Here is a 20,559-nt window from a genome sequence, read left to right as displayed (position 1 = left end):
TGAAAAGTGAAAGCAGGAGTTGCAGCGAACGGCGGCGTTGGATGCTTGGCCGTTCCCCACCAGCATCACTTCTTTTCTATCGAGGTTATCTCGCTTCCTGAGTCGGCCATGCGAAAGCCGAAGGTGACCTCGTCGCCCACCTTGACCTTCATCCGTTCGCTTTCGTCCGCTTCAAAGGCCATCGTCATGGCAGGCCAGTCGACTGCTTCAACCGGGCCGTGATCAATCGTGATCGTTCCGGCCTCATCGTCGATAGCTGTAACGGTGCCTTGCGCATTAGCCATCTGTCCCATCGCCTCGCCCATCTGCCCGCCCATCGGCATGGCGCCGTTCATAGGCATATCCTGGGACGCCATGGGCATATTCTCGCTTTGCTCCGGCTCGCTTTGTTCGCTGCAGGCAGCAAGTGCGAATGGGATGATGGCAATCATCAACCTGGTTGGGGTACGCATTCTTCATCTCCTTTGTCTTTCGTGGGATTAGCTTTCGGCTGCCGCATCAGCAGGTAGGCTGCGGGCAGCAGAAACATTGAGAGCAGCGGCGCGGTGATCATCCCGCCCACCATGGGCGCGGCAATGCGGCTCATGACTTCTGCGCCGGCTCCGCTCCCGATGAGGATCGGGAAAAGGCCGGCGAGGATAACCGCCACGGTCATCGCCTTGGGCCGCACGCGCAGCAGGGCCCCTTCTCGGATCGCTTCTCCGACTTCATTGCCGGCGGGGTCTTCGCCACGCCGTTGCAGCGCAGCTTTCAGATAGATGAGCATGACCACGCCAAATTCTGCCGAGACCCCGGCGAGCGCGATAAAACCGACCGCAGTTGCGACGGACTGATTGTAGCCCATCAGATAAAGAAGCCAGAATCCGCCTGTCAGGGCGAACGGCAGCGTTCCCATGATCAGCAGTGCCTCATCGACCCGCCGGAATATAAGATAAAGTAGCAGGAAGATGATCGCGAGCGTTGCGGGCACCACGACCTGCAGCCGCTCGTAGGCGCGCGTAAGGTATTCAAATTGCCCCGCGTAGGACAGGCTGACACCCGGGGGCACTTCGAGTTTGTTCGCTACTGCCTGCTGGAGATCCGCAACCACAGCAGCAAGGTCGCGGCCGCGCACATCGACGTAGACATAGCTGGTCAGACGGCCCTGTTCGCTCTTGAGCATCGGTGGCCCGTCGCTCACGCGCAAAGTCGCTATAGTGCCAAGGGTAATCTGCTGACCCGAAGGCGTGAGCACCGGGAGCGCCCGCAATTCGTCGATGCTGTCGCGGATTTCGCGCGGATAGCGAACATTGATCGGATAGCGCGCCAGCCCCTCGACGGTCCGGGCAACATTTGCACCGCCGATCGCGCCCGAGACGATCTGCTGCACGTCGGCAATGTTGAGGCCATAGCGGGCGGCCGCTGCCCGGTCGATGTCGACATCGACATAGCGCCCGCCCGACAACCGCTCGGCGAGCGCCGAGCTGACACCCGGTATATCTCCGGCGATATCTTCTATTCTCAGCGCTACCCGTTCGATCTCGCCCAGATCCTCGCCGGACACCTTGACGCCGATCGGACTCTTGATGCCGGTAGCCAGCATATCGATCCGGTTGCGGATCGGAGGGACCCAAACGTTGGCCAGACCGGGCACCTGGACCACCCTGTCGAGTTCCTCGACGAGCTTGTCGGGTGTCATTCCGGCACGCCACTCGTCGCGCGGCTTGAAGCGGATGGTGGTCTCGAACATCGTCAGGGGAGCAGGATCGGTCGCCGTGTCCGCCCGCCCCGCCTTTCCGAACACCGTCTCGACTTCCGGCACTGATTTGATCAGCCGGTCCGTTCGCTGGAGGAGCGCGGAGGCTTCCGCCGGAGACAGGCCAGGCAGGGCGCTCGGCATGTAAAGCAGGTCCCCTTCGTCGAGCGGGGGCAGAAATTCGCCGCCGAGCCGGGTGAAAGGTATGGCCGTGGTGAGGAAAATGGCTCCCGCGATGGCAAGTGTCAGCTTCGGTCGTCGCATGACCCAGTCGAGGCCGGGCCGGTAAGCCCGGGTCAGCCCGCGATTGATAAAGTTGCTGTCTTCCGAGGGAATCTTGCCCCGGATCAGCCAGCCCATGAGCACCGGCACCAGCGTGACCGAGAGGATCGCAGCCGCCGCCATCGCATAGGTCTTGGTGAAGGCGAGTGGTGCAAACAGCCGTCCTTCCTGCGCCTGCAGGGTGAAAACGGGAAGGAACGACAGCGTGATAATAAGCAGGCTGAAAAACAGTGCCGGGCCTACTTCCTTGGAGGCATCGGCGATGATACGCCAGCGCTCTTTGACCGACAGAAGCACATCAGGATTTTCCTGCTCCCAGCGTTCCAAATGCTTGTGGGCGTTCTCGATCATCACCACCGCCGCATCGACCATCGCGCCTATGGCGATGGCAATGCCGCCGAGCGACATGATGTTCGCGTTCACGCCCTGAAACCGCATGACTACGAAGGCGGCAAGGACGCCTAACGGCAGGGTCACTATGGCGACGAGAGCCGAGCGCGCGTGCCACAGGAACAGGGCGCACACGAGCGCCACGACGATGAACTCCTCGATGAGCTTGTGTGTCAGGTTCTCGACCGAGGCATCGATCAGCCGTGACCGGTCGTAGGTCGTGACGATTTCGACACCCTGCGGCAGGCTGGCCTGTAGGCTGGCGAGCCTCTGCTCGACTGCTGCGATCGCGCTACGCGCATCGGCGCCCTGGCGCAGGACCACGATCCCGCCGGCAACTTCGCCCTGGCCGTCGAGTTCGGCGATGCCCCGACGCATTTCCGGCCCGACCTGGATCGTCGCGACATCACCGAGCGTGACCGGGACGCCGACACCAACGGTCCTAAGTGGGATCTGCCTGAAGTCGTCAAGCGAAGTAAGATATCCTGACGCCCGAACCATGTATTCGGCTTCGCCCATCTCGACCACCGACCCGCCGGTTTCCTGGTTGGAGGCCTGGATCGCCCTCACAATCTCGGCATGGGTCACCCCGAAGGAGGCCATACGATAGGGATCGAGCACGATCTGGTACTGCCTGACCATGCCCCCGACACTGGCGACTTCGGCGATGCCCGGAATGGTCTTGAGCTCGTATCGTAGGAACCAGTCCTGGAGCGATCTCAGGCCTGCAAGGTCATGCCCTCCGGACCGGTCGACTATTGCGTATTCATAGATCCATCCTACGCCGGTGGCATCTGGTCCCAATGTGCTGGTTACGCCGTCGGGAAGCCGGTTCTGCACCTGGTTGAGGTATTCGAGGACGCGCGAACGCGCCCAGTAGAGGTCGGTGCCATCCTCGAAGATGATGTAGACATAGCTGTCGCCGAACATTGAGTAACCGCGCACGGTCTTGGCGCCGGGCACCGACAGCATTGTCGTGGCAAGCGGATAGGTAACCTGGTCCTCGACGATCCGCGGTGCCTGGCCGGGATAGTTGGATCGAACCACCACCTGCACATCTGACAGGTCTGGAATGGCATCCACCGGCGTAGTCCGGACAGCCCAAAGCCCGCCAAGCGTAACGGCAATCGCTGTGAGGACTACGAACAGCCGGTTCGCTATCGACCAGTCGATAAGCCGGCCGATCATTGATCCACCTTCGTGATCGACGCGATGCGTGGTCCGGCCTCGCTCTGCGTAAAGGTGAAGCGAACGTGGTCGCCACGTTTCAGTCCGCGTAGCTGCGCGCTGCCCTCAACGGCGAATGCCATTGTCATTGCCGGCCAATCGAGTCGCGGTACCGGTCCATGCCTAAGCGTGATTGAGCGCTCACCGATCTTCTCGATCGTCCCCGTTGCGCTAAGGGTCGCGTTACCGGCACCTTGAGTGCGCGCGCCGCCGCCACTGCCTGTGTCCCCGCTAGCCGCGTCGACTGGCCGGATATCGAGGCCAGTCAGGCTGGCTTCGGAATCGAGCAGGAATTGCCCGGAAGTTACCACTTCCTCGCCGGGGGCGAGTCCGGCGAGAACCTCGGTCCGACCGTTCGCTTCCCGGCCGATCCGAACCTCCGCCGGCGCAAATCCCCCGGCATCCTGCTTCAGCATGACGATAGTGCGCCGGCCGGTACGGATTACCGCCTCCGACGGGATCAGCAGCGCTTCGCGCCGTTCGGGTAGGAGCGTGACCTGCGCAAACATCCCCGGTTTCAGCCGCCCGCCGGGGTTGGAGAGTTCCGCGCGAACGGTGATCGTCCGGCTCGCAGCCTGCGCGGTCGCCAAGATGGCGACAATACGGCCGCTGAAGCGGTCTTCTGGAAAGGCGGTCAGGCTCGCTTCGATTGGCTGGCCAACCCTCACGGAGCTAGCATGCGCCTCCGGAACATTGGCCTCGAGCCAGATGGGTGAGAACCCGCTGATCTCGGCCAGCGTCTGGCCCGAGGCGACCGTCATTCCCGAGCGCACTCCCAACGCGGTGATTGCACCGCTGATAGGAGCTGTAACCGTAATAGTGGAATGAGGGCGTCCGCTGCGCGCGACCGAAGAAATCAGGGAGTCGGACATGCCCTGCAACCGCATCCGTTCACGCGCTGCCGCAGCAAGTTCGCTGTTCCCGGTGCGGGCCACTGCGAGGTATTCCTCCTGGGCTCCGCCCCATTCGGGAACGAGAATGTCGGCGATAGGGGCACCGCGGGCCACGACATCATCAGGAGCGCGGCCATAAGTGCGTTGAACATATCCCCCCGCACGTGGCTGCACGATGGCGACATCACGGCCGTTATAGGCAAGCACCCCGGTGACCGTGATTTCCGGTTCAAGGACGCCATATTCGGCAGCCGAAGTGCGAATGCCAAAGTTCTGGACCAGTCCCGGATCGATGCGCACACCGGTCGATGCTTCCTCTCCAGCGCATTTGGGCACCAGTTGCATGTCCATGAACGGTGATTTGCCGGGCTCGTTGAAATGCTGACCGGGCACCATCGGATCGTACCAGTACAGCACGTCCTCGCAATCAGCGCTTACGGCAACAGTGGAATCGCCCTGCGTTCCCAGTCGCGCAATTCCGTATCCGGCAGCAAAGGTCGTCAGGACGATAACGCCGGTGACCATCCACGATTTGTGACGCGGGGTGAGCCTGCTCCACGCATTTGTCACTGAACATCCTCCGTGTAAGCCAGGCGGAGCCTCGTGGCGGCTGCCACGGTGGCCTCCTCACGCCTCAGGATTTCGATATCGAGGAGTGCCAACGCCTTGATCGCCGCGATGACGTCGATCAGGTCGGCACGTCCGGCGGCATAGCTGGCAGTTTCGAGGGATACCCTGTCCCTGGCCAATGGCAGCAGTTCCTCGCGTGCCCTCTGCCATTGGCGAAAAGCGCTTCGCCAAACGGCAAGATCGGCTTCGAACCGAGCGTTCAGAGCTCGCATCCGGTCTTCGCGATTGGCGATTGCGGCCTGGGCTTCTGCGTCCGCGGCAGCAATCAGCGGTTGCTGGCGATGCTTGCCGAAGAGGGGAAGCGTTATGCTCCCCATGACAGTGAACATATCGCCGTACTGGCGTTCGCGAACCCCGTAGCTGGCACTCACTCCGAAATCGGGCCGGTTGTCGGACCGGGCGAGATCGACCCTTGCCTGCATCTCGCGTAACTGGGCACCCGCAAGCAGGATCTCTGGATGGTTCGCTAGACTTCGCCGTAATTCTTCGGGATCGATTTCGGCGGAAGGAGGTTCGCCTGCCGCGACCGCATCGGTTTCATCGATATATCGTGCAAGCTGCGCCTGCGCCGCCGCCTCGTCGGCTTCGATGGCAGTTCGTGCGTCCTCGATCTCGAGAACAGCGCGGCGAACCTCGAGACTTTCAGCGGGGCGCGCCGAGCCCGATGAGACCGCGCTGCGGGAGACAGGGACAAGTTCGTAAACCTGATCGAGCGCAGTATCCGCGACCACCAGCCTACGCTGGGCATAGGCCAGCCGAACCCAGGATTCGCCTGCCCCCAGTCGCGCCAGATATCGGGTACGGGCAAGTTCGGCGCTGGCAGTTTCGATATCGGCAGTGGCGATACCGGCCCTTGCGCGCCTCTCCGCAAGATTGGGTATCTGTTGTTCGATCCCGACCTCGAGCATGGTCATCATTGTCGGGTCCAGGAGATCGGGGCCGGTAACGGGAAGATTGCGGATGCCCGCGCGCAGTGTCGGATCGGGCAGTTCGTCGGCAGCATCGGCGGCGCTGCGACGCGCATCGAGTTGCAGTTCGCGCGATCTTACTTGCGGCTGTCCCAGAACAGCGCCGCGCAAGGCTTCGTCGTAGCTGACCGGCCGGGCCAATACCGGCGACATGCCCGACATCAAAGCCCCGCAGAATGCGAGGAAATACCTCATGTCTGAATTCCTGGCTCGCCGTTAGCGGCCCTGCCGCCACGGCTTCGCACTCCAGGCCAGCACGAAGCTTTGCTGGAGTCGGGGAGCACGGGCAGCGCCCGCACTAGCGAAGATCAGGAAATTGTTTCTGGAGGGGGTGGTTCAGGTGCGGACGACGAACCCGGGAGCCAGTCCTTGCCCGATGCCTGGTAGAGAGGCCGATGGAACTGAAGAGCGACCGAACCGGCCGTTGTATCCGACATGAACAGCGGGGGGATGCAGTTCATCGCGACAAGGCAGTCGAGCGTCTTGTTCTTGCAAGGCCCGCTGTCATCGGGAACCTGATCCTGCATGCTCATCTGACCGGGAGCCGATTGGTGCATTTCCGCGCAATCCATTTCGGCCACCTGGAGTTGCGGGACTGCAGCCGCATGCGCGGCGACCTGCACGAACAGGCCGAAGCTCATGCACAATACGGCAAAGGCGCGCAGGATGGTCACCAGGCTTCGATACCCGTAGCCGCGAATGCGATCAAGCTGGCATACCTATTGCCAGCCTTTTGTTCGTCGTGCTCTCATGATCGTTTTCTAAATACGCACCAGACAAAAGCCTGTCTGTCGCCCCACGGGGTAACGTGCTCTTCGCGCCAGTCCTCCAGCAATTCAAAGCTGTCGCCGGGTTCCGCCTGCAAACCTTCCGCGTCGTAGCGTACGACAGGCAGACCGCTGCATTTTTCCGGACCGTCAGGGGCAAAGGTTGCCATGATGACCAATCCTCCCGGTAAGAGACCCTGCGCAAGTGCAGCCTTGTATGCTGAGCGCTGGGCCGGCTCCGTCAGAAAATGAAAAACAGCCCGATCATGCCAGACGTCATAGCTGCGGGGTGGCGTCCACTGCGTGATATCCGCACGAATCCACACGATCTGTTCGCCACGATCACCCAGTCGCAAACGGGCCGCATCAAGTGACGACTGCGCTAGATCGAGTACAGAAAGATCCTCCCAGCCACGGTCAAGCAGATGGTCGACAAGCGAAGACGCTCCTCCACCTACGTCAATGAGTGCATCCGTGGGCCGCGCACCGAAGCGATCAAGGGCTGCGAGAGACAGTGTGGGCTTCTCCTGATACCAGCTAACCCCATTGCTACCTTTTTGCCGGTAGACCCGGTTCCAATGTGCCTCCATGTCGCTGCTCACCGTTCACCCTCCTCGCCGACGGACTAGCAAATAGGGCAACTCAAGCGAACCGAATGAGCGCGGCCTCACTCGCGCTATCCTTGCTGTCCGAGAGCTTCAATTATCAGACAGTCTTCAATAGAGCCTTGCTCACATTTCGACAGCAATCGGGCGAGTTCGTTGCGAAGCGACGAAAGCTCCGCGATCTTGCGGTCAACGTCGGCAAGATGCGCACGAGCCAACTCGTCTACTGCGACGCACGATCGGGAGCGGTCGTCTGCTAAATCCAGTAGCTCACGCACCTGCGCCATCGAGAATCCCAGATCGCGCGCGGAACGGATGAATTTGAGCAATGCCAGATCATTCTTTCCGTAGTCGCGATAGTTGCTCGCAGTGCGAGCCGGCCGCTTTAGAATGCCCTCGCGTTCGTAGAAGCGAATTGTCTCCGCACTCACGCCCGTTGCGCGAGCAAGTTCTCCGATCCTCATCGTGTTGGTCCTGACCGTCGCCCTCTTGACCTTGTAGTTCCTACAAGGTTCATAGTGTGCAATCAATCAACGGAGACGACAGCGACCGGCATCGGCCATCCCATTCGTTCCGTCGTAATTAGAGGGTTCAAATGGCTGATGACTGCTGCTCGAAGAAGAGCGAAGCGATCGCTGAGATGGCGACAAAACGGGATCAGCGTCGCGTTCTCATTATTGTAATGGCGATCAATTTCGCGATGTTCATCGTCGAGTTTTCAGGTGGGGTGGTCGCGCAATCATCTGCGCTCATGGCAGATTCAATCGACATGTTCGGAGATGGTGTGGTTTACGCCTTGAGCCTCTACGCGTTGCATCGCGGAGCGCAATGGGAGGCTGGCGCGGCAATCGTGAAGGGGATCATCATTTTCGTCTTTGGCGCAGCAGTACTCTGGGAGATTGCCGACAAGATCGTCAATGGTGTCCCGCCATCATCGTCGCTCATGCTGTTGTTCGGAGGTACCGCGCTCGCCGCGAATGTCGTGTGCCTTGCGCTACTGTGGCGCTTCCGCAACCGCAACGTGAATATGAGCAGCACATTCGAATGCTCGCGGAACGATGTGGTTTCCAACTTCGGTGTCATTGTCGCTGCAGGTCTGGTCCATATGAGTGGTTCAGTATGGCCCGACATTGTGGTGGGTGGGCTCATTGCCTTCATCTTTCTCAGATCGTCCTGGCGCGTCCTTCGCGACGCTGTGCCGGCATGGCGAGAAGCAAGCCTGGGTTGAGGCTGTCGACACCCCGGGCGAGTAATAACACCCGACTGCGATCTTTCTCGACTATGGTCGTCTTGAAGGCCCGGGTGGACGGGCAAGAGGCTTAAAACTCCATACACGATGAAATCATTGCTCGACTTTATAGCCCTCGGGATTTCCAAAGGCCTCGCTATCCCCCTTGAATATTCAAGTATTGCGTCTTGCAATTTCATCGATCCAGTCGTTGATCTCTGCTTCCACCCAGACAGCGCATTTGGGGCCGAGCGAACGGGATTTCGGAAAGCGGCCTTCGCTCATCCGCTGATAGATAGCCGAACGACGCAGGCCAACGCGGTCGATGACTTCAGGCAGCCGCAAAAGCCTTGCCGGCGGGGGGACTTGTGGCGACGCCTGGTTTGCGCTTGCGCCGTCCTCGGTAGGCTGGGGATGTGCATTCATGATCGCTCCTGTCGGGTCAATTTCTCGGTCCCCTCCGAGGTGAATTGGATCAGCGCGGCAGCGCCATCGAAATGTCGCGGTTGGCAAAATCATCGATATGCTTGGCAAGCATACGGGCAACGAGCTGCGAAGTGCCGTTCGCCCACCGGGGCCGCAAATCCTCGACGCGTCGCCCAAGCGTGCGTTCGAGCTGACCTGGCAAGGCCGTAAAGAAGTCCTCAAGGAACTCCCCCATTTCGCTGCGCATCCATTCGCAGGCGAGATCCTCCTGACCAGCCAGGGCGAGGATCATGCTGGCGCGGGGAAAGGCGCCGCAGACATCGAGAACGCGCGCGGCTTCATCAAGGCCGATCGGCCGATCGCCGCGCATGACACGAAGCAGGGTCTCGCGGTGGATCCCGACTTCTCGAGCGATCTGGTGCTTGGGCTTGTCAGACGACTCGATTGCATGGGCAAGAATGTGCGCGAGGCTGGTGTTGGCTTCGCCTCGGAATGGCGCGGGCTGATGCATCGACAAAAACTCCAACGATGAGGAACTGAGTCGTAGCCATATCGCGCGCGATCGATGTAGGAAAATGAAAAGAACATTTACGGAACATCTCGTTTCTAGGCGAATCATCTCCTAGGCCCGAGTCGCCGACAATCACCGCCACGCTTGTCGGAACTCGTCGACGTTGATTACCAGATAAGCCGCTGTTTCTGCGTATTATCGCCGACGCCGGCCAATTGATGCGTCCATATCCGTCCGCCACTTCAGCCCCAGCGGCAATCCGACTTTCCTACATCGATTTCCTAGATGCATGTGGAACACACAGCGAACGAAAGAACGCTGGGTTTCCCCCTCCAGATGGAGCTCCATATGCAGTCTCTCACCCTCCCCCGGCGTTCCGGCGCCATTGATCAGAACCCCTCGAAGTTCGGGCGGGCCATGACATTCGCGGTACCGCTTGCGGTCGCAGCACTGGCCGCGAGCGCCGCCTACGCTGGCGCCGACACGACCTTCACCCCTGCCCTGACGAAATTCACCGATTTTCTCGAAGGCTCGGGCGGCAAGATCATCACCGTCCTCAGTCTTGCAGGCGGCCTCATCGGTCTCGCCTCGGGCCGGTTCTCGCTCGGACAGGTCGCTGTTCCGGTCGGTGTCGGCATCGGCGTCGGCACGGGTGTTCCGATCGTCACCTCGGTCGTCACCGCGGTCATCTGACGCATCGGACGGGAAGGCGCGTCGCCATGGCAGACCCATATATCATCCCGCGTCGGCTCGACGATCCGGAGCTCATCGGCTTCTGGACCATCGACGAGTTCGCCGGGATGCTCATCCCCTTCACTTGGGGCATCCTCAGTCAGCATATCTTTGTCGGCATCATCGTTGCTTTCGGCGCCTGGTTCGCGCTGCGAAAGGCAAAAGCAGGACGCGCCAGCTCCTGGGTAGCCCATGCCGCCTATTGGTATCTGCCGGCCGGATTATTGGGTCTGAAATCGACGCCGCCTTCCCACTGCCGCCTGCTTGCCGGTTGAGGGGAGATATCCATGTTTGCCGACATTTCACACGAGCGTCAGCAGTCGCTGCTGCGCCAGCGCAACCTCTTTGCGCTCACCAGCGCCGGACTTGGCATTGCGCTCGTCGTAGCGGTCAGCCTTGCTACCACCCGCGACCGCGAAGTCGTCCTCCTTCCAACGCTCCCCAAGCAGCTCACTGTCAGCAGCGCGGGGGTCGAGGCCGACTATCTCGAACTCGTGACCCGCGATGCCGCGCTCGTTCTCCTCAATCGCAGCCCCGAGGGCCTCGACTACTGGATGGACGAGATCCTGAAGCTCGCCGATCCGGCAAGCTACGGGCGCCTCAAGGCCGATCTCGTCCGGATTGTCGAAGAGCAACGGGGTTCGGATGTCACCCAGGCCTTCGTCATCCGGTCGATGACCGTCGACCCCAAGGGGCTGACTTCCGATGTGACAGGCACGCTCAAGACCTTTGTCGGCGCCCAGGTCATCGCGAGCGACGAACGCCGTTTCCGCTTCAATTGGACCTACCGGGGCCTGCGTCTCGCGCTGTCAGGCTTCAGCCAGTTGCCCCCCAAAGACCCAACGAAGGAGGCCCAGTAATGGCTTACCGACGCAAGACGCGCGCGTGGAGCATGGCTCTTTGTGCCAGTACCATCCTCGCATTTTCAGCAAGCGGCGCTCAGGCCGCCGATCAGTTCAAACAGGCTGCAGATGGAGCAAGCATCGAATGCGCCGTGTCGGCCCGCGAGCTGACGCGCTTCGCGCTTATCGACGACCAGTTTGCCAGCGTCTCGAAGATCTCGACCGGCACGCCCTACAACGATTTTGCGGTTACCAACGAACCGCTGCGCGGCGACATCTACGTGTCAGTGCCCGAGACCTATTCGGCGCGGTCGATCAGCTTCTTCGCCACGACCAAGAAGGGCTTCGTCTACAAGGTTTCCTGCCAGGTCGAGCCTGTCCCGGCAGTGCAGGTCTTCATCACCAACCCGGCGATCGCGACAAACAAGGCATCTGGCTGGGAAAGCGAAACGCCGCTGGAGACGAGCGCAGTGCGGCTCATCCAGGCCATGGCCAATGACCAGACGGTCGATGGCTTCGAAGTCAGGCAGTCCTCCGCCCTTCCGGCACGGGTCGGCGATCTCGAAATCCAGCTCATCGCCGATTACCGCGGCAGCGCGCTCGCCGGAAAGGTCATCCGCCTGGCGAACCGTGGCCGCAAGCCGCTGACGCTTGCCGAAGCGGATCTCGCGTCATCCCAGACACTCGCAATCTCGATCGCTCAGCCCACTCTCAAATCGGGAGAAAGCACGGTCGCCTTCATCGTCGGTTCGAACGGAGGGTTGGGCCATGACTGATGCTCCCACGAACTCAAACCCGGTCCAGGCCGATCCGGCATCGCCATCGCCGGTGACCAGCCTCAACGCGAAGACCGCGCGGCGGCAAAAGCTTCTGCTTGGTTCCTTGGGCGCACTCGCGCTGGTCGGCGGCAGCTGGTTCATCCTGGGCGGCGACGACGGCGCGAAGAGCGATGATCCCACCGCCGCGCAGACCATCGACACCGCAGGACTCATCAATCGCGACCTTTCGCAGCGCGAGTTCGTCGCGACTTACGGCAACCGTCTCGATGCCGTCACCCGCGAGCAGAAGGCCATGAAGGACGCGAGCCTCCCGCGCGAGGAAATCGAATCCCAGCTGGCTGCGCTCAAGGCTGAGAACCAGGCCATGCGAGTCGACGGCCAGGCCGCGATCGATGCGATCTCCGCTGAGAACGCGGATCTCAAGTCGCGCCTTGCCAGCCAGTCCGCCCCGGCAGCCGCAAGCCTGCCGCCACCGGCCTATGGCCCGCAGGCGGGTGGCTACGATGCGCGCGGTCGACCGCTTCAGCCTGCTCCCGCGGGTGCCGCGTTGGGCGCGAGCGAAACCGGCCTGCCTGGTCCCGGCGAAGTCAAACTCATGAGCTTCACCTCCGACAAGGCAGGAGCCATTGGACTGCGAGCGGCTCGCCCCGAAGCGCCGCCGGTCGTGGTCGAGGACTCGCCGGACTATCTCCCGCCCAATTCCTATGCTCCTGCCAAGGTCATCGTCGGCGTCGATGCGTCGGCGGGGGTCGCGAGCCAGACCGATCCGCTACCCGTGGTGCTGCGCATTACCGGTCCGGCGCGATCGGTCATGCAGAACGGCAAGGTTCTGACCACGCGGCTTCAGGGCTGCATCGTCAATGGCGCAGCGCGCGGCGATCTCTCGTCCGAGAAGGTCTATGTGAAGCTGGCGCGGATGACCTGCGACCAGCCCGGCGGGCGCGTCGCGGTGAGCGAGGTCAAAGGTTTCATCAGCTTTGCTGGAAAATCGGGCGTGCGTGGCCGTGTCGTCAGCCGCGAGGGCAGCCTTGTCAGCCAGGCTCTGCTTGCCGGGATTGTCGGCGGGTTCGGGCGCGGCTTTTCGGCGAACGCCAACAGCGTCTTCTCCGGCGTCACGACCAATGCCGACGGCACTCGCTCGAAGCTCTCTGCCGGCGACATCCTCGGCGGTGGGCTCGGCCAGGGCGCTGCCGATGCCGCCGATACGGTCAGCAAATATCTGATCGAGCGCGCCGAACAATACCAACCCGTCGTCGAGATGCCGACCGGCATCGATGTCGAGATCGTCTTCCTCGACGGCGTCTACGTGAGGAACTCCCAATGACCCCTGCCGCAAACGATCCAACCCCCACCAAGCCGCGGCGCTGGCTGCGACCGGTGGCGACCGTTGCTGCCGTCGTCGCCCTGTCAGCCGCAACGGGTTGGGGCGTGGCCAGCCTCGCCTCCCCGGCCCAGGCTCCCGACACGGCAAAGGTGCGCGCCGCGCTCAAGCTGCGCCTCCCGAAGACGCCGATCGATGCCATTAGCTGCGATGGCCTTGGCGGCTTGTGCGAAGTCGCCTCAAAATCGACGCTGTTCTATGTCGATCGCGCGGCCAAATATCTGGTGATCGGGCGCATCTACGACATGGAGGCGCGTCAGGACCTGACGGCAGCCCGTCTCCTCGCACTCAACCCGGACTTGCTGGCAGCGGGCGGGGCACGGCGGAGCAATGCCAACGAAGAAAGCCAGCCCGTTCCGCGCGCCACCCCGCAGAAGGTATCGCTCGCCGGCCTGCCCGCCAACGGCGCGATCACCTGGGGACCAGCCAACGGCCCCAAGGTCGTCGTCTTCTCCGATTTCCACTGCGGCTACTGCAAGAAGCTCGAGGCCGAACTGAAAGCGATCGGCGCGCGCGTCGAGGAGCGGCCCATTTCGATCTTCGGGGCCGACAGCCGCCGCGATGCCGAACGGGTGCTGTGCTCGCCGCGCCCCGAGTTGTCCCTGCATATGGCCTATTCGGGTCTCGCCCTCGCCAACCCGAAGCCGTGTGACACGAGCGGGCTCGATGCCAACGAGGCCTTTGCCAAGGCCCATGGCTTCAACGGAACGCCGGTGATCGTACGCCCGTCGGATGGCGCGATCCTTGAAGGGTATCGCCCGGCTTCCGTGCTCCGCGAATTCCTCAAGCCCGCAAAAGCGGCTGCCCCCGCTCCGGCCAAGAAAGGATAATCGTCATGGGATTTTCCCGCCGTATTCTCGCCTCTGCCTGCCTTGCCGTGCTGACCAGCGGCTGCGCCACCTTCGGAACCAATATCGAAGGCGATTTCACTTGCCGTGCCCCAAAGGGCGACTGCGCACCCAGCCAGGTGATCGATGCGCGCGCGACCAAGGATTTGTCCGCAACCGGACCGGTCCAGGACGGCCTGCGTCCTCCTGTCCCCGTCGCATCCGGTGACCAAGGCCGCACCTCCGAGCGTACACTCAGGATCGTCTTTCCGGCGCACATCGATGAAACCGGGACGCTGCACGACGATGCGGTCGCCTGGGCGGTCGTCGAAAATCCGCGCTGGGCCGCAGAATTGCGCCGCAAGGCAGGCGAGGATACCGCCCCGCCGCTGATGCGGCAGCTCAGGCGCCAGCTGAAGGCCGCACAGGCCAAGAGCGATCTCCTGAACGAAGCCACTACCCTTCCCCCGGCCGAACAGTCCGAAGCCGAGACGTTCGATCTCGGTCAGCCCTTTCAGCCTTCGTCCTCGCTCGAGGACATCCCCTCTGCCTCGCCGCTGGTCCTCCCCTCCACGGCGCGCGAGGCGGTTGCCGGTGCGAGCGCACCGGCGGTCGAGGGGTTCGACATGGCGCAGCCCCCGCATGATCGAACCCCTCGGCCATCTGCCGACAAAGCCCCGCTAATCTTCCCGACCATCGAGGCGATCGAGGCCGCCAAGAACGCCGCCAAGGCACAAAAGGAGCCCAAGTGATGGCCGAGAAACTCAAGACGATCGTCGACAGGCTCCTCACCGGCCTTCTGGGCGATGCCGAGCACGCTGAACAGGACCGGCCTGCCCTGATGCTCGATCTGCTGTCGGACTGGCTCCCCTACCGGATCTATGATCCGACGAGCCGGCTCTATTTCAACGCGCGCTCCAAAGGCTTCGTGCTCTCGGTCACTCCTCTGATCGGGGCGGACGAACGCACTGGCGAGATCCTCGGGTCATTCTTTTCCGAAGGGCTTCCGGCAGGCGCCTGTCTCCAGGTCCTGCATCTCGCCTCTCCGCGCATCAGCCGGATCGTCGCACCCTGGTTTGCGCCGCGCTATGTTCAGGGCGGCGTCTACGAGGCGATTGCCCGCCACCGCGCACGGCGGCTCTACGGCCTTGTCTGGGAATCGGGCTCGCAGGATGCGCCCTTCCACGCCCGGCATCATCAGGTCATCGTCTCGGTCGGCGTGCCTGCCGCCAAGGCGGTCAGCAATGAGGATCTCAAGCAGACCCGCGACGGCCTTATTGCCATGCTGAAGTCGCTCAATCTGGGTGTGGCCGAAGTCGAGCCCCAGCAACTGATCGCGATCATCGACGACCTGACCTCGCCGACCACCGCGCCGCAAGACGATGCCGTACCCTATAATCCCAACGACGCGATCGCGGCCCAGGCGATCCGGCACGATATCGAGCTCGTCATCCATGAAGACCGGATGCGGCTCGTCACCGAGCGGTTTCGTGCGACGGGCAAGATCGAAGACGGCGTTCCCGAGATCGGCACGGTCTATCCCGACGCGTTCGACGTTCGGCATTTTTCCTCGCGCAACATGCCCCAGCGCTGGGCGCCGTGGGAATGCGCGCGGCTCATCGGCGACATGTTCACCGACAAGCTGCGCTTCCCCTGCCCGGCGGCGACGATGCTGTGCCTCGTCTATCCCGACCAGGAAGCCGCTTCGGCCAAGGCCGGCTTCAAATTCATGCGTACGACGAGCCTTGCCGGAACGCGCAGCGCGCGTTTTCTGCCCCGCATCGGCGAGCAGGCAGCCGAGTGGCAGCATGTGCAATCCGAGCTGCAGGAAGGCCGACGTTTGGTGCGGGTCTTCTATGGTCTGACGACCTACTCCCCGCTCGGCCGCGGGGACCGCGACGAACGCGCGATCAAGTCGATCTACAAGGCGGCGGGCTGGGATCTTGCCGATGAGCGATACCTGCAGATCCAGGGGCTGCTCGCGGCCATGCCAATGACGCTGGCCGATGGGCTTGGCGCGGACATGGAGCGCCTCAAGCGCTTCAAGACCGTGCTGTCGACGACAGCGGCCAATATCGCTCCCATGCAGGGCGAGTATCTCGGCAGCGTCCATCCGCACCTGCTGTTCGTGGGCCGACGCGGCCAGCCCTTCTTCTGGTCGCCGTTCGAGAACGATGCTGGCAACCACAATGTCGCGATCTGCGGCAAATCCGGCTCGGGGAAGTCTGTGCTGCTGCAGGAAATGTGCGCGGCGCTGCGCGGCGCTGGCGCGCAGGTCGTGGTCATCGACGACGGTCGCAGTTTCGAGCATTCGGTGAAGCTGCAAGGCGGCCGGTTCGTCGAGTTCACGATGAAGGCGGGCTTCTGCCTCAATCCGTTCTCGATGATCGACGGCGAGCGCGCGGCCGAAGACGAGGATTACCGGCTCGACTGCTTCGGCATGGTCAAGGCCATTGTCGGCCAGATGGCGCGGCACAGCGCAAAGCTGAGCGACACCGAGCGCGGCCTGATCGACCGGGCGGTCAACATGGTCTGGAGCGAACGGGGCGTCGATGCCTCGATCACCGGCGTCGGCGAAGCACTGGCCGGTCTCGGCAATGAAGCCGCGAGCGACCTCGCCACCGCGCTCGCGCCATACATGGCCGGCGGCACCTATGGCGCCTTCTTCGAAGGCCATGCGAGCCTCGATCTCGACACCGACTTTACCGTCTTCGAGATGTCGGACCTCGCCGCCCGCGAGGAATTGCGCAGCGTCGTACTCTCGGCGATCATGTTCATGACCAGCCAGGCCATGACCCGCAGCCCGCGCTCGGTGAGGAAGCTGCTCTTGATCGACGAGGCGTGGTCGATGCTCAAGGGCGGCTCGATGGGCGAGTTCGTCGAAACCTATGCCCGCACCTGCCGCAAATATGGCGGGGCGCTGGCAACCGCGACGCAGTCACTCAACGACTATTACAAGTCCGATGGGGCGACCGCTGCGCTGGAAAACAGCGACTGGATGCTGATCCTCCAGCAGAAGCCCGAGACGATCGCCGATTTCAAGGCGTCGAAGCGCCTCGACATGGACGACCGCACCGAGACCCTGATCCGCAGCCTGAAGCGTTCGGGCAGCGACTATTCGGAAGTCTTCATCAAGGGCCCGGAGACCGAAGCCATCGGCCGGCTCGTCCTCGACGACTATTCGGCGACGTTGTTCTCAAGCTCGCCCCAGACCTTTGCCGCCATCGATGCCGAAATCGCGCGCGGCCACCAGCTTGCCGACGCGATCGAACGGATCGCCTTTCCCAATCGAACCTGACTTCTCCCTCCATCCAAGGACACCCAAAACCGATGCCACTCCATCTCGTCACGCCGATCGACCGGGCCCAAGACGCACGTGCCGACGGCGAAAGCCTCGATCTGCCGGCAAAGTGCTGGCGCTCCCATGCAGCCGACCTTTGCTACATCGTGCTTCGCGGCAGCACCTTCCTCGCCTCGAGCTACCTCATGGCGCTCGGGCTGCCGCTGCTCTTCTTCCTTCTAATTTCCGGCGGAGATGCCGGGGTCTTCTTCGCCCATCTCGCCAATATTTCGGACCGTTTTCTCGGCGCCGAGCAAGGCCGCCAGTTCGGCTTCCTCGACGAGTTCAAGTTCGTCCTCATCGGTGTCGCAACGCTCGTCGTGGTCTGGCGCCTGCCGCGCTTCATCAACGATCTCGAGCGCGAGCTTTCGGGAGAAAAGCTGTGAAGAACATATTGGCAACACAGTCCCTGCGCGGCCGCATGGGTGCGGTTAACTGGACCGCCGTCGCGCTCGGTTTGAGCATGGTCGGCTCGGCGCTCTGGGGCGTCTGGGCCACCGACAAGCTGCTCGCGCTCGACAAGCGCGAAGTGGTGACCGTGCAGCTGAGCCGCATCATGGGCGACTTCATCGAAGCCGAGGCGCGCGCAGGCCGACCGCCAGAAGAAACCAAGATGCGCGTCCAGGCCTATCTCCAGGCGGTCGAAGCCTCGGTCGAACATCTGGGCCGCGAGGGCCGCACGGTACTCGTCGCCGAAGCGGTGGTGGCCGGCAGCACGCCTGATCTCACCGAAGCCGTGCGCGCCGATGTCGCGCGCCGCGTGAGGTCCATTCCCGATGCGCGCCGCTGATCTTGTCCTCCACTCGCCAACCGGGCGGCGCCTCGCGCTGTGGGCAGGGCTTGGTGCGGCAGCGCTCGCGCTCACCTCGCTCGCCGCCTTCTCGAAGGATCATGCGCTGATGATCAACGCCAGTCCGAGCCTGCCATACTGGGCGATCTGGCTCGATCGCGGCGCGCTGCCACAGCGCGGCGAGATCGTTCTGTTCGATCCGCCCGCCTCGCCGCTGCTCGAAAGGCACTTCGGCAAGAAGCCCAAGCCGTTCGGCAAGAAGGTGAGCGGCATGCCAGGCGATATCGTGACCGAGAAGGAGCGCAGCTTCTTCGTCAATGGCCACAAGGTTGCGGTAGCCAAGCGCGCAAGCCGTTTCGGCGAGCCGCTGGCGCTCGGTCCGACTGGCGTGGTGCCTCAAGGCTGCTTTTTCGTCACCACCGCGCACAAGGACGGCTTCGACAGCCGCTATGCGGCGATCGGGTGGATCTGCGCCAGGCGCATTCTCGGGGTCGGGAGGCCGATCCTGTGACACCGCTTCGCGCCGCCCCATTCCTCGTAGCCGGTCTTCTGATGGCCGCGCCGGCAGGCGCCCGCGACTACGGCCAGCAAGGCACGGTCTGGTCCGTGATCGAGCCTGACCTGCTCGAGCAAATCCATGCGCGCCTCACCCATCTCGAGAAGACCGGCGAGACCGCCAAGCTCAACGAGGAACTGAAGCGGCGAACGATCGCGCGCGTCAACCGCCCTGAGCCGGTCGCGGGGATCAGTGCCGCGGCGGCGGCGCGTAGCTGGCGGTTTGATCCGACGATCAGCGTCGAGCGCGACATTGCCGACGACAAGGGCCGGGTGATCGTGGCGGCCGGAACACGAGTCAATCCGCTCGACACCGTACCGCTGCGTGTGCCGCTGGTATTCCTCGACGGCGATGATCCCGAGCAGCTTGCCTGGGCAACCCGGCGCTATGCCAGCACCAGGGCCAAACTCATCCTCGTTCGCGGCGCGCCGCTTGAACTGATGAAGGCCCGCCAGCGCCGCTTCTATTTCGACCAGGGCGGCAGCTTCGTGAAGCATTTCGGCATCCGCGCCGTGCCCGCAACCGTCGAACAGCAGGGCCGCGTGCTCATCATCACCGAGCAGCCGGTTCGATCCAAGGAGCGCGCATCGTCATGAGCAGAAAAAATCGTCTTCTCACATGGATATGCTGCGCGCTCCTTGCCTGCAGTCTCAGCCTTGCTGCGGCTTCGCCAGCGCAGGCATCTGCTGGTCCGGGCCGCTGCACGGGCAAGTTCGTCAATCCGATCACCGACATCTGCTGGTCGTGCCTGTTTCCGATCTCGGTTGGCGGTCTGAAGATCTGGCCGTCGAGCCGTCCCGACACGAGCAACCCGACGCTTCCCGTTTGCCTCTGCGGTTTGCGGCCGGGCATCGCCATGGGCTTCTGGGAGCCGGTGCGACTTGCCGACGTCAGCATGAAGCCCTGGTGCTTCGTCAATCTCGGCGGGATGAAACTCGATCCCGGCTTCGACATCGGGTTCAAGTCGATGGCCGGTCCTTCGGCGGTGGGCGGCGCGACGCAGTACAATTCGCAGTGGCATGTCCACTGGTATGCCTATCCCCTGATCTACTGGATGGAGATCGTTGCCGATTTTCTGTGCCTCGAGCAGGGCTCGGTCGACATTCTCTACATCACCGAGATCGATCCGCTCTGGCAGGATTCCGAGCTCACCGCGATCATCAACCCCGAGGCCGTGCTCTTCGCCAACCCGCTCGCGCTTGCGGCCTGTGCGGCTGACTGCGTTGCTGCGACGGCCAAGCTCCCGACCGACGAACTCTTCTGGTGCGCGGGATGCCAGGGCAGCATGTATCCTTTGAATGGCAATGTCTCGGCGACGATCGGGCATGTCCAGGCATCGCGGCTCGCCCTCGCCCGCTTCTCCTACAAGCTCCACCGCGAACTCGTCGCCTGGGGCACGATGGGCAGCAAGGGGCTCTGCGGCAAGTATCTGATGCCGGTGATGAGGAAGCAGCAATACCGCTTCCAGGCCACCAATCCCAACCCACAGACCAAGGGCCGCTACGCCTGCGCGCCCATTGGCGCCTCCACCACCCTCATGTCGGCAGGCCAGGTCTATCCCGCCATCGGCGAGGACATGGGCTATCTGGTCTGGCGCAAACGGAACTGCTGCGCGCTATGAAACTATTCCCTCATCTTCTTGTAATTGCG

23 protein-coding genes are annotated in these 20,559 nt (G+C 62.7%); 14 read left to right on the top strand and 9 right to left on the bottom strand.

All coding sequences use genetic code 11. The features are described from left to right. Positions 1-65: 65 nt before the first annotated feature. The 7 genes from SZ64_RS03780 to SZ64_RS03750 form a co-directional block, all read right to left on the bottom strand. Positions 66-452, bottom strand: coding sequence for a copper-binding protein (locus SZ64_RS03780; protein WP_237233518.1), 387 nt, complete (start codon positions 450-452; stop codon positions 66-68). Next, positions 431-3,595 carry an efflux RND transporter permease subunit gene (locus tag SZ64_RS03775; protein ID WP_054529593.1) on the bottom strand — a complete coding sequence of 1,055 codons (3,165 nt, stop codon included), beginning with the start codon at positions 3,593-3,595 and terminating at the stop codon, positions 431-433. The genes SZ64_RS03780 and SZ64_RS03775 overlap by 22 nt, the downstream gene beginning before the upstream one ends. Continuing rightward, positions 3,592-5,097 (bottom strand): efflux RND transporter periplasmic adaptor subunit, encoded by a 1,506-nt coding sequence (locus SZ64_RS03770; protein ID WP_067184696.1) that lies wholly within the window; start codon positions 5,095-5,097, stop codon positions 3,592-3,594. The genes SZ64_RS03775 and SZ64_RS03770 overlap by 4 nt, the downstream gene beginning before the upstream one ends. Beyond that, positions 5,094-6,320, bottom strand: coding sequence for a TolC family protein (locus SZ64_RS03765; RefSeq protein WP_054529591.1), 1,227 nt, complete (start codon positions 6,318-6,320; stop codon positions 5,094-5,096). The genes SZ64_RS03770 and SZ64_RS03765 overlap by 4 nt, the downstream gene beginning before the upstream one ends. A gap of 113 nt (positions 6,321-6,433) precedes the next feature. Next, entirely contained in the window at positions 6,434-6,799 is a 366-nt protein-coding gene (locus tag SZ64_RS03760) for a hypothetical protein (RefSeq protein ID WP_054529590.1), read from the bottom strand. A 74-nt stretch (positions 6,800-6,873) separates the two neighbouring features. After that, positions 6,874-7,494, bottom strand: coding sequence for a class I SAM-dependent methyltransferase (locus SZ64_RS03755; protein ID WP_199797065.1), 621 nt, complete (start codon positions 7,492-7,494; stop codon positions 6,874-6,876). Positions 7,495-7,568: 74 nt separating this feature from the next. Next, positions 7,569-7,961: a helix-turn-helix domain-containing protein gene (locus SZ64_RS03750; protein WP_054529588.1), complete on the bottom strand. Its 393-nt coding sequence runs from the start codon at positions 7,959-7,961 to the stop codon at positions 7,569-7,571. 131 nt (positions 7,962-8,092) lie between these two features. On the opposite strand from SZ64_RS03750, the gene SZ64_RS03745 reads away from it, so the two are divergent. Further along, positions 8,093-8,725 carry a cation transporter gene (locus tag SZ64_RS03745; protein ID WP_054529587.1) on the top strand — a complete coding sequence of 211 codons (633 nt, stop codon included), beginning with the start codon at positions 8,093-8,095 and terminating at the stop codon, positions 8,723-8,725. Positions 8,726-8,899: 174 nt separating this feature from the next. Here the strand turns inward: SZ64_RS03745 and SZ64_RS03740 are convergent, their stop codons facing one another. Together SZ64_RS03740 and SZ64_RS03735 are read right to left on the bottom strand one after the other, a co-directional pair. Further along, positions 8,900-9,151, bottom strand: a complete 252-nt coding sequence (locus SZ64_RS03740) for an AlpA family phage regulatory protein (protein ID WP_054529586.1) — start codon at positions 9,149-9,151, stop codon at positions 8,900-8,902. A gap of 49 nt (positions 9,152-9,200) precedes the next feature. Beyond that, entirely contained in the window at positions 9,201-9,662 is a 462-nt protein-coding gene (locus SZ64_RS03735; RefSeq protein ID WP_054529585.1) for a transcriptional regulator, read from the bottom strand. Between the two features lie 348 nt (positions 9,663-10,010). On the opposite strand from SZ64_RS03735, the gene SZ64_RS03730 reads away from it, so the two are divergent. Genes SZ64_RS03730 through traU form a run of 13 tightly spaced genes read left to right on the top strand, consistent with a single transcriptional unit; the run spans position 10,011 to position 20,530 of the window. Further along, a complete protein-coding gene (locus SZ64_RS03730) occupies positions 10,011-10,355 on the top strand; it encodes a TrbC/VirB2 family protein (protein ID WP_054532073.1) in 345 nt (114 codons plus the stop codon). Between the two features lie 26 nt (positions 10,356-10,381). Then, a complete protein-coding gene (gene traL, locus SZ64_RS03725) occupies positions 10,382-10,669 on the top strand; it encodes a type IV conjugative transfer system protein TraL (RefSeq protein ID WP_007011018.1) in 288 nt (95 codons plus the stop codon). Between the two features lie 12 nt (positions 10,670-10,681). Beyond that, on the top strand, positions 10,682-11,254 hold the full coding sequence (locus SZ64_RS03720) for a type IV conjugative transfer system protein TraE (RefSeq protein ID WP_054529584.1): 573 nt from the start codon (positions 10,682-10,684) through the stop codon (positions 11,252-11,254). Next, positions 11,254-12,012: a type-F conjugative transfer system secretin TraK gene (locus SZ64_RS03715; RefSeq protein ID WP_054529583.1), complete on the top strand. Its 759-nt coding sequence runs from the start codon at positions 11,254-11,256 to the stop codon at positions 12,010-12,012. Before SZ64_RS03720 ends, SZ64_RS03715 begins: the two co-directional genes overlap by 1 nt. Beyond that, positions 12,005-13,339: a TrbI/VirB10 family protein gene (locus tag SZ64_RS03710; RefSeq protein ID WP_054529582.1), complete on the top strand. Its 1,335-nt coding sequence runs from the start codon at positions 12,005-12,007 to the stop codon at positions 13,337-13,339. Before SZ64_RS03715 ends, SZ64_RS03710 begins: the two co-directional genes overlap by 8 nt. Continuing rightward, positions 13,336-14,226 (top strand): DsbC family protein, encoded by an 891-nt coding sequence (locus tag SZ64_RS03705; protein ID WP_082384425.1) that lies wholly within the window; start codon positions 13,336-13,338, stop codon positions 14,224-14,226. Before SZ64_RS03710 ends, SZ64_RS03705 begins: the two co-directional genes overlap by 4 nt. A 5-nt stretch (positions 14,227-14,231) precedes the next feature. Then, positions 14,232-14,975: a conjugal transfer protein TraV gene (locus SZ64_RS03700; protein WP_054529581.1), complete on the top strand. Its 744-nt coding sequence runs from the start codon at positions 14,232-14,234 to the stop codon at positions 14,973-14,975. Further along, positions 14,975-17,521, top strand: coding sequence for a type IV secretion system protein TraC (gene traC, locus SZ64_RS03695; RefSeq protein WP_054529580.1), 2,547 nt, complete (start codon positions 14,975-14,977; stop codon positions 17,519-17,521). Before SZ64_RS03700 ends, traC begins: the two co-directional genes overlap by 1 nt. 32 nt (positions 17,522-17,553) lie before the next feature. Then, positions 17,554-17,949 carry a hypothetical protein gene (locus tag SZ64_RS03690; protein ID WP_054529579.1) on the top strand — a complete coding sequence of 132 codons (396 nt, stop codon included), beginning with the start codon at positions 17,554-17,556 and terminating at the stop codon, positions 17,947-17,949. Beyond that, entirely contained in the window at positions 17,946-18,353 is a 408-nt protein-coding gene (locus SZ64_RS03685) for a type-F conjugative transfer system protein TrbI (RefSeq protein ID WP_054529578.1), read from the top strand. Before SZ64_RS03690 ends, SZ64_RS03685 begins: the two co-directional genes overlap by 4 nt. Further along, positions 18,340-18,864 (top strand): S26 family signal peptidase, encoded by a 525-nt coding sequence (locus tag SZ64_RS03680; RefSeq protein WP_054529577.1) that lies wholly within the window; start codon positions 18,340-18,342, stop codon positions 18,862-18,864. The genes SZ64_RS03685 and SZ64_RS03680 overlap by 14 nt, the downstream gene beginning before the upstream one ends. Further along, a complete protein-coding gene (gene traW / locus SZ64_RS03675) occupies positions 18,861-19,505 on the top strand; it encodes a type-F conjugative transfer system protein TraW (protein WP_082384424.1) in 645 nt (214 codons plus the stop codon). The genes SZ64_RS03680 and traW overlap by 4 nt, the downstream gene beginning before the upstream one ends. After that, positions 19,502-20,530 carry a conjugal transfer pilus assembly protein TraU gene (traU, locus tag SZ64_RS03670; protein ID WP_054529575.1) on the top strand — a complete coding sequence of 343 codons (1,029 nt, stop codon included), beginning with the start codon at positions 19,502-19,504 and terminating at the stop codon, positions 20,528-20,530. The genes traW and traU overlap by 4 nt, the downstream gene beginning before the upstream one ends. Positions 20,531-20,559 lie beyond the last annotated feature (29 nt).

The sequence above is a fragment of the Erythrobacter sp. SG61-1L genome (assembly GCF_001305965.1).
Taxonomy (GTDB): Bacteria; Pseudomonadota; Alphaproteobacteria; order Sphingomonadales; family Sphingomonadaceae; genus Andeanibacterium.
This window is presented reverse-complemented; position numbering and strand designations above follow the sequence as displayed.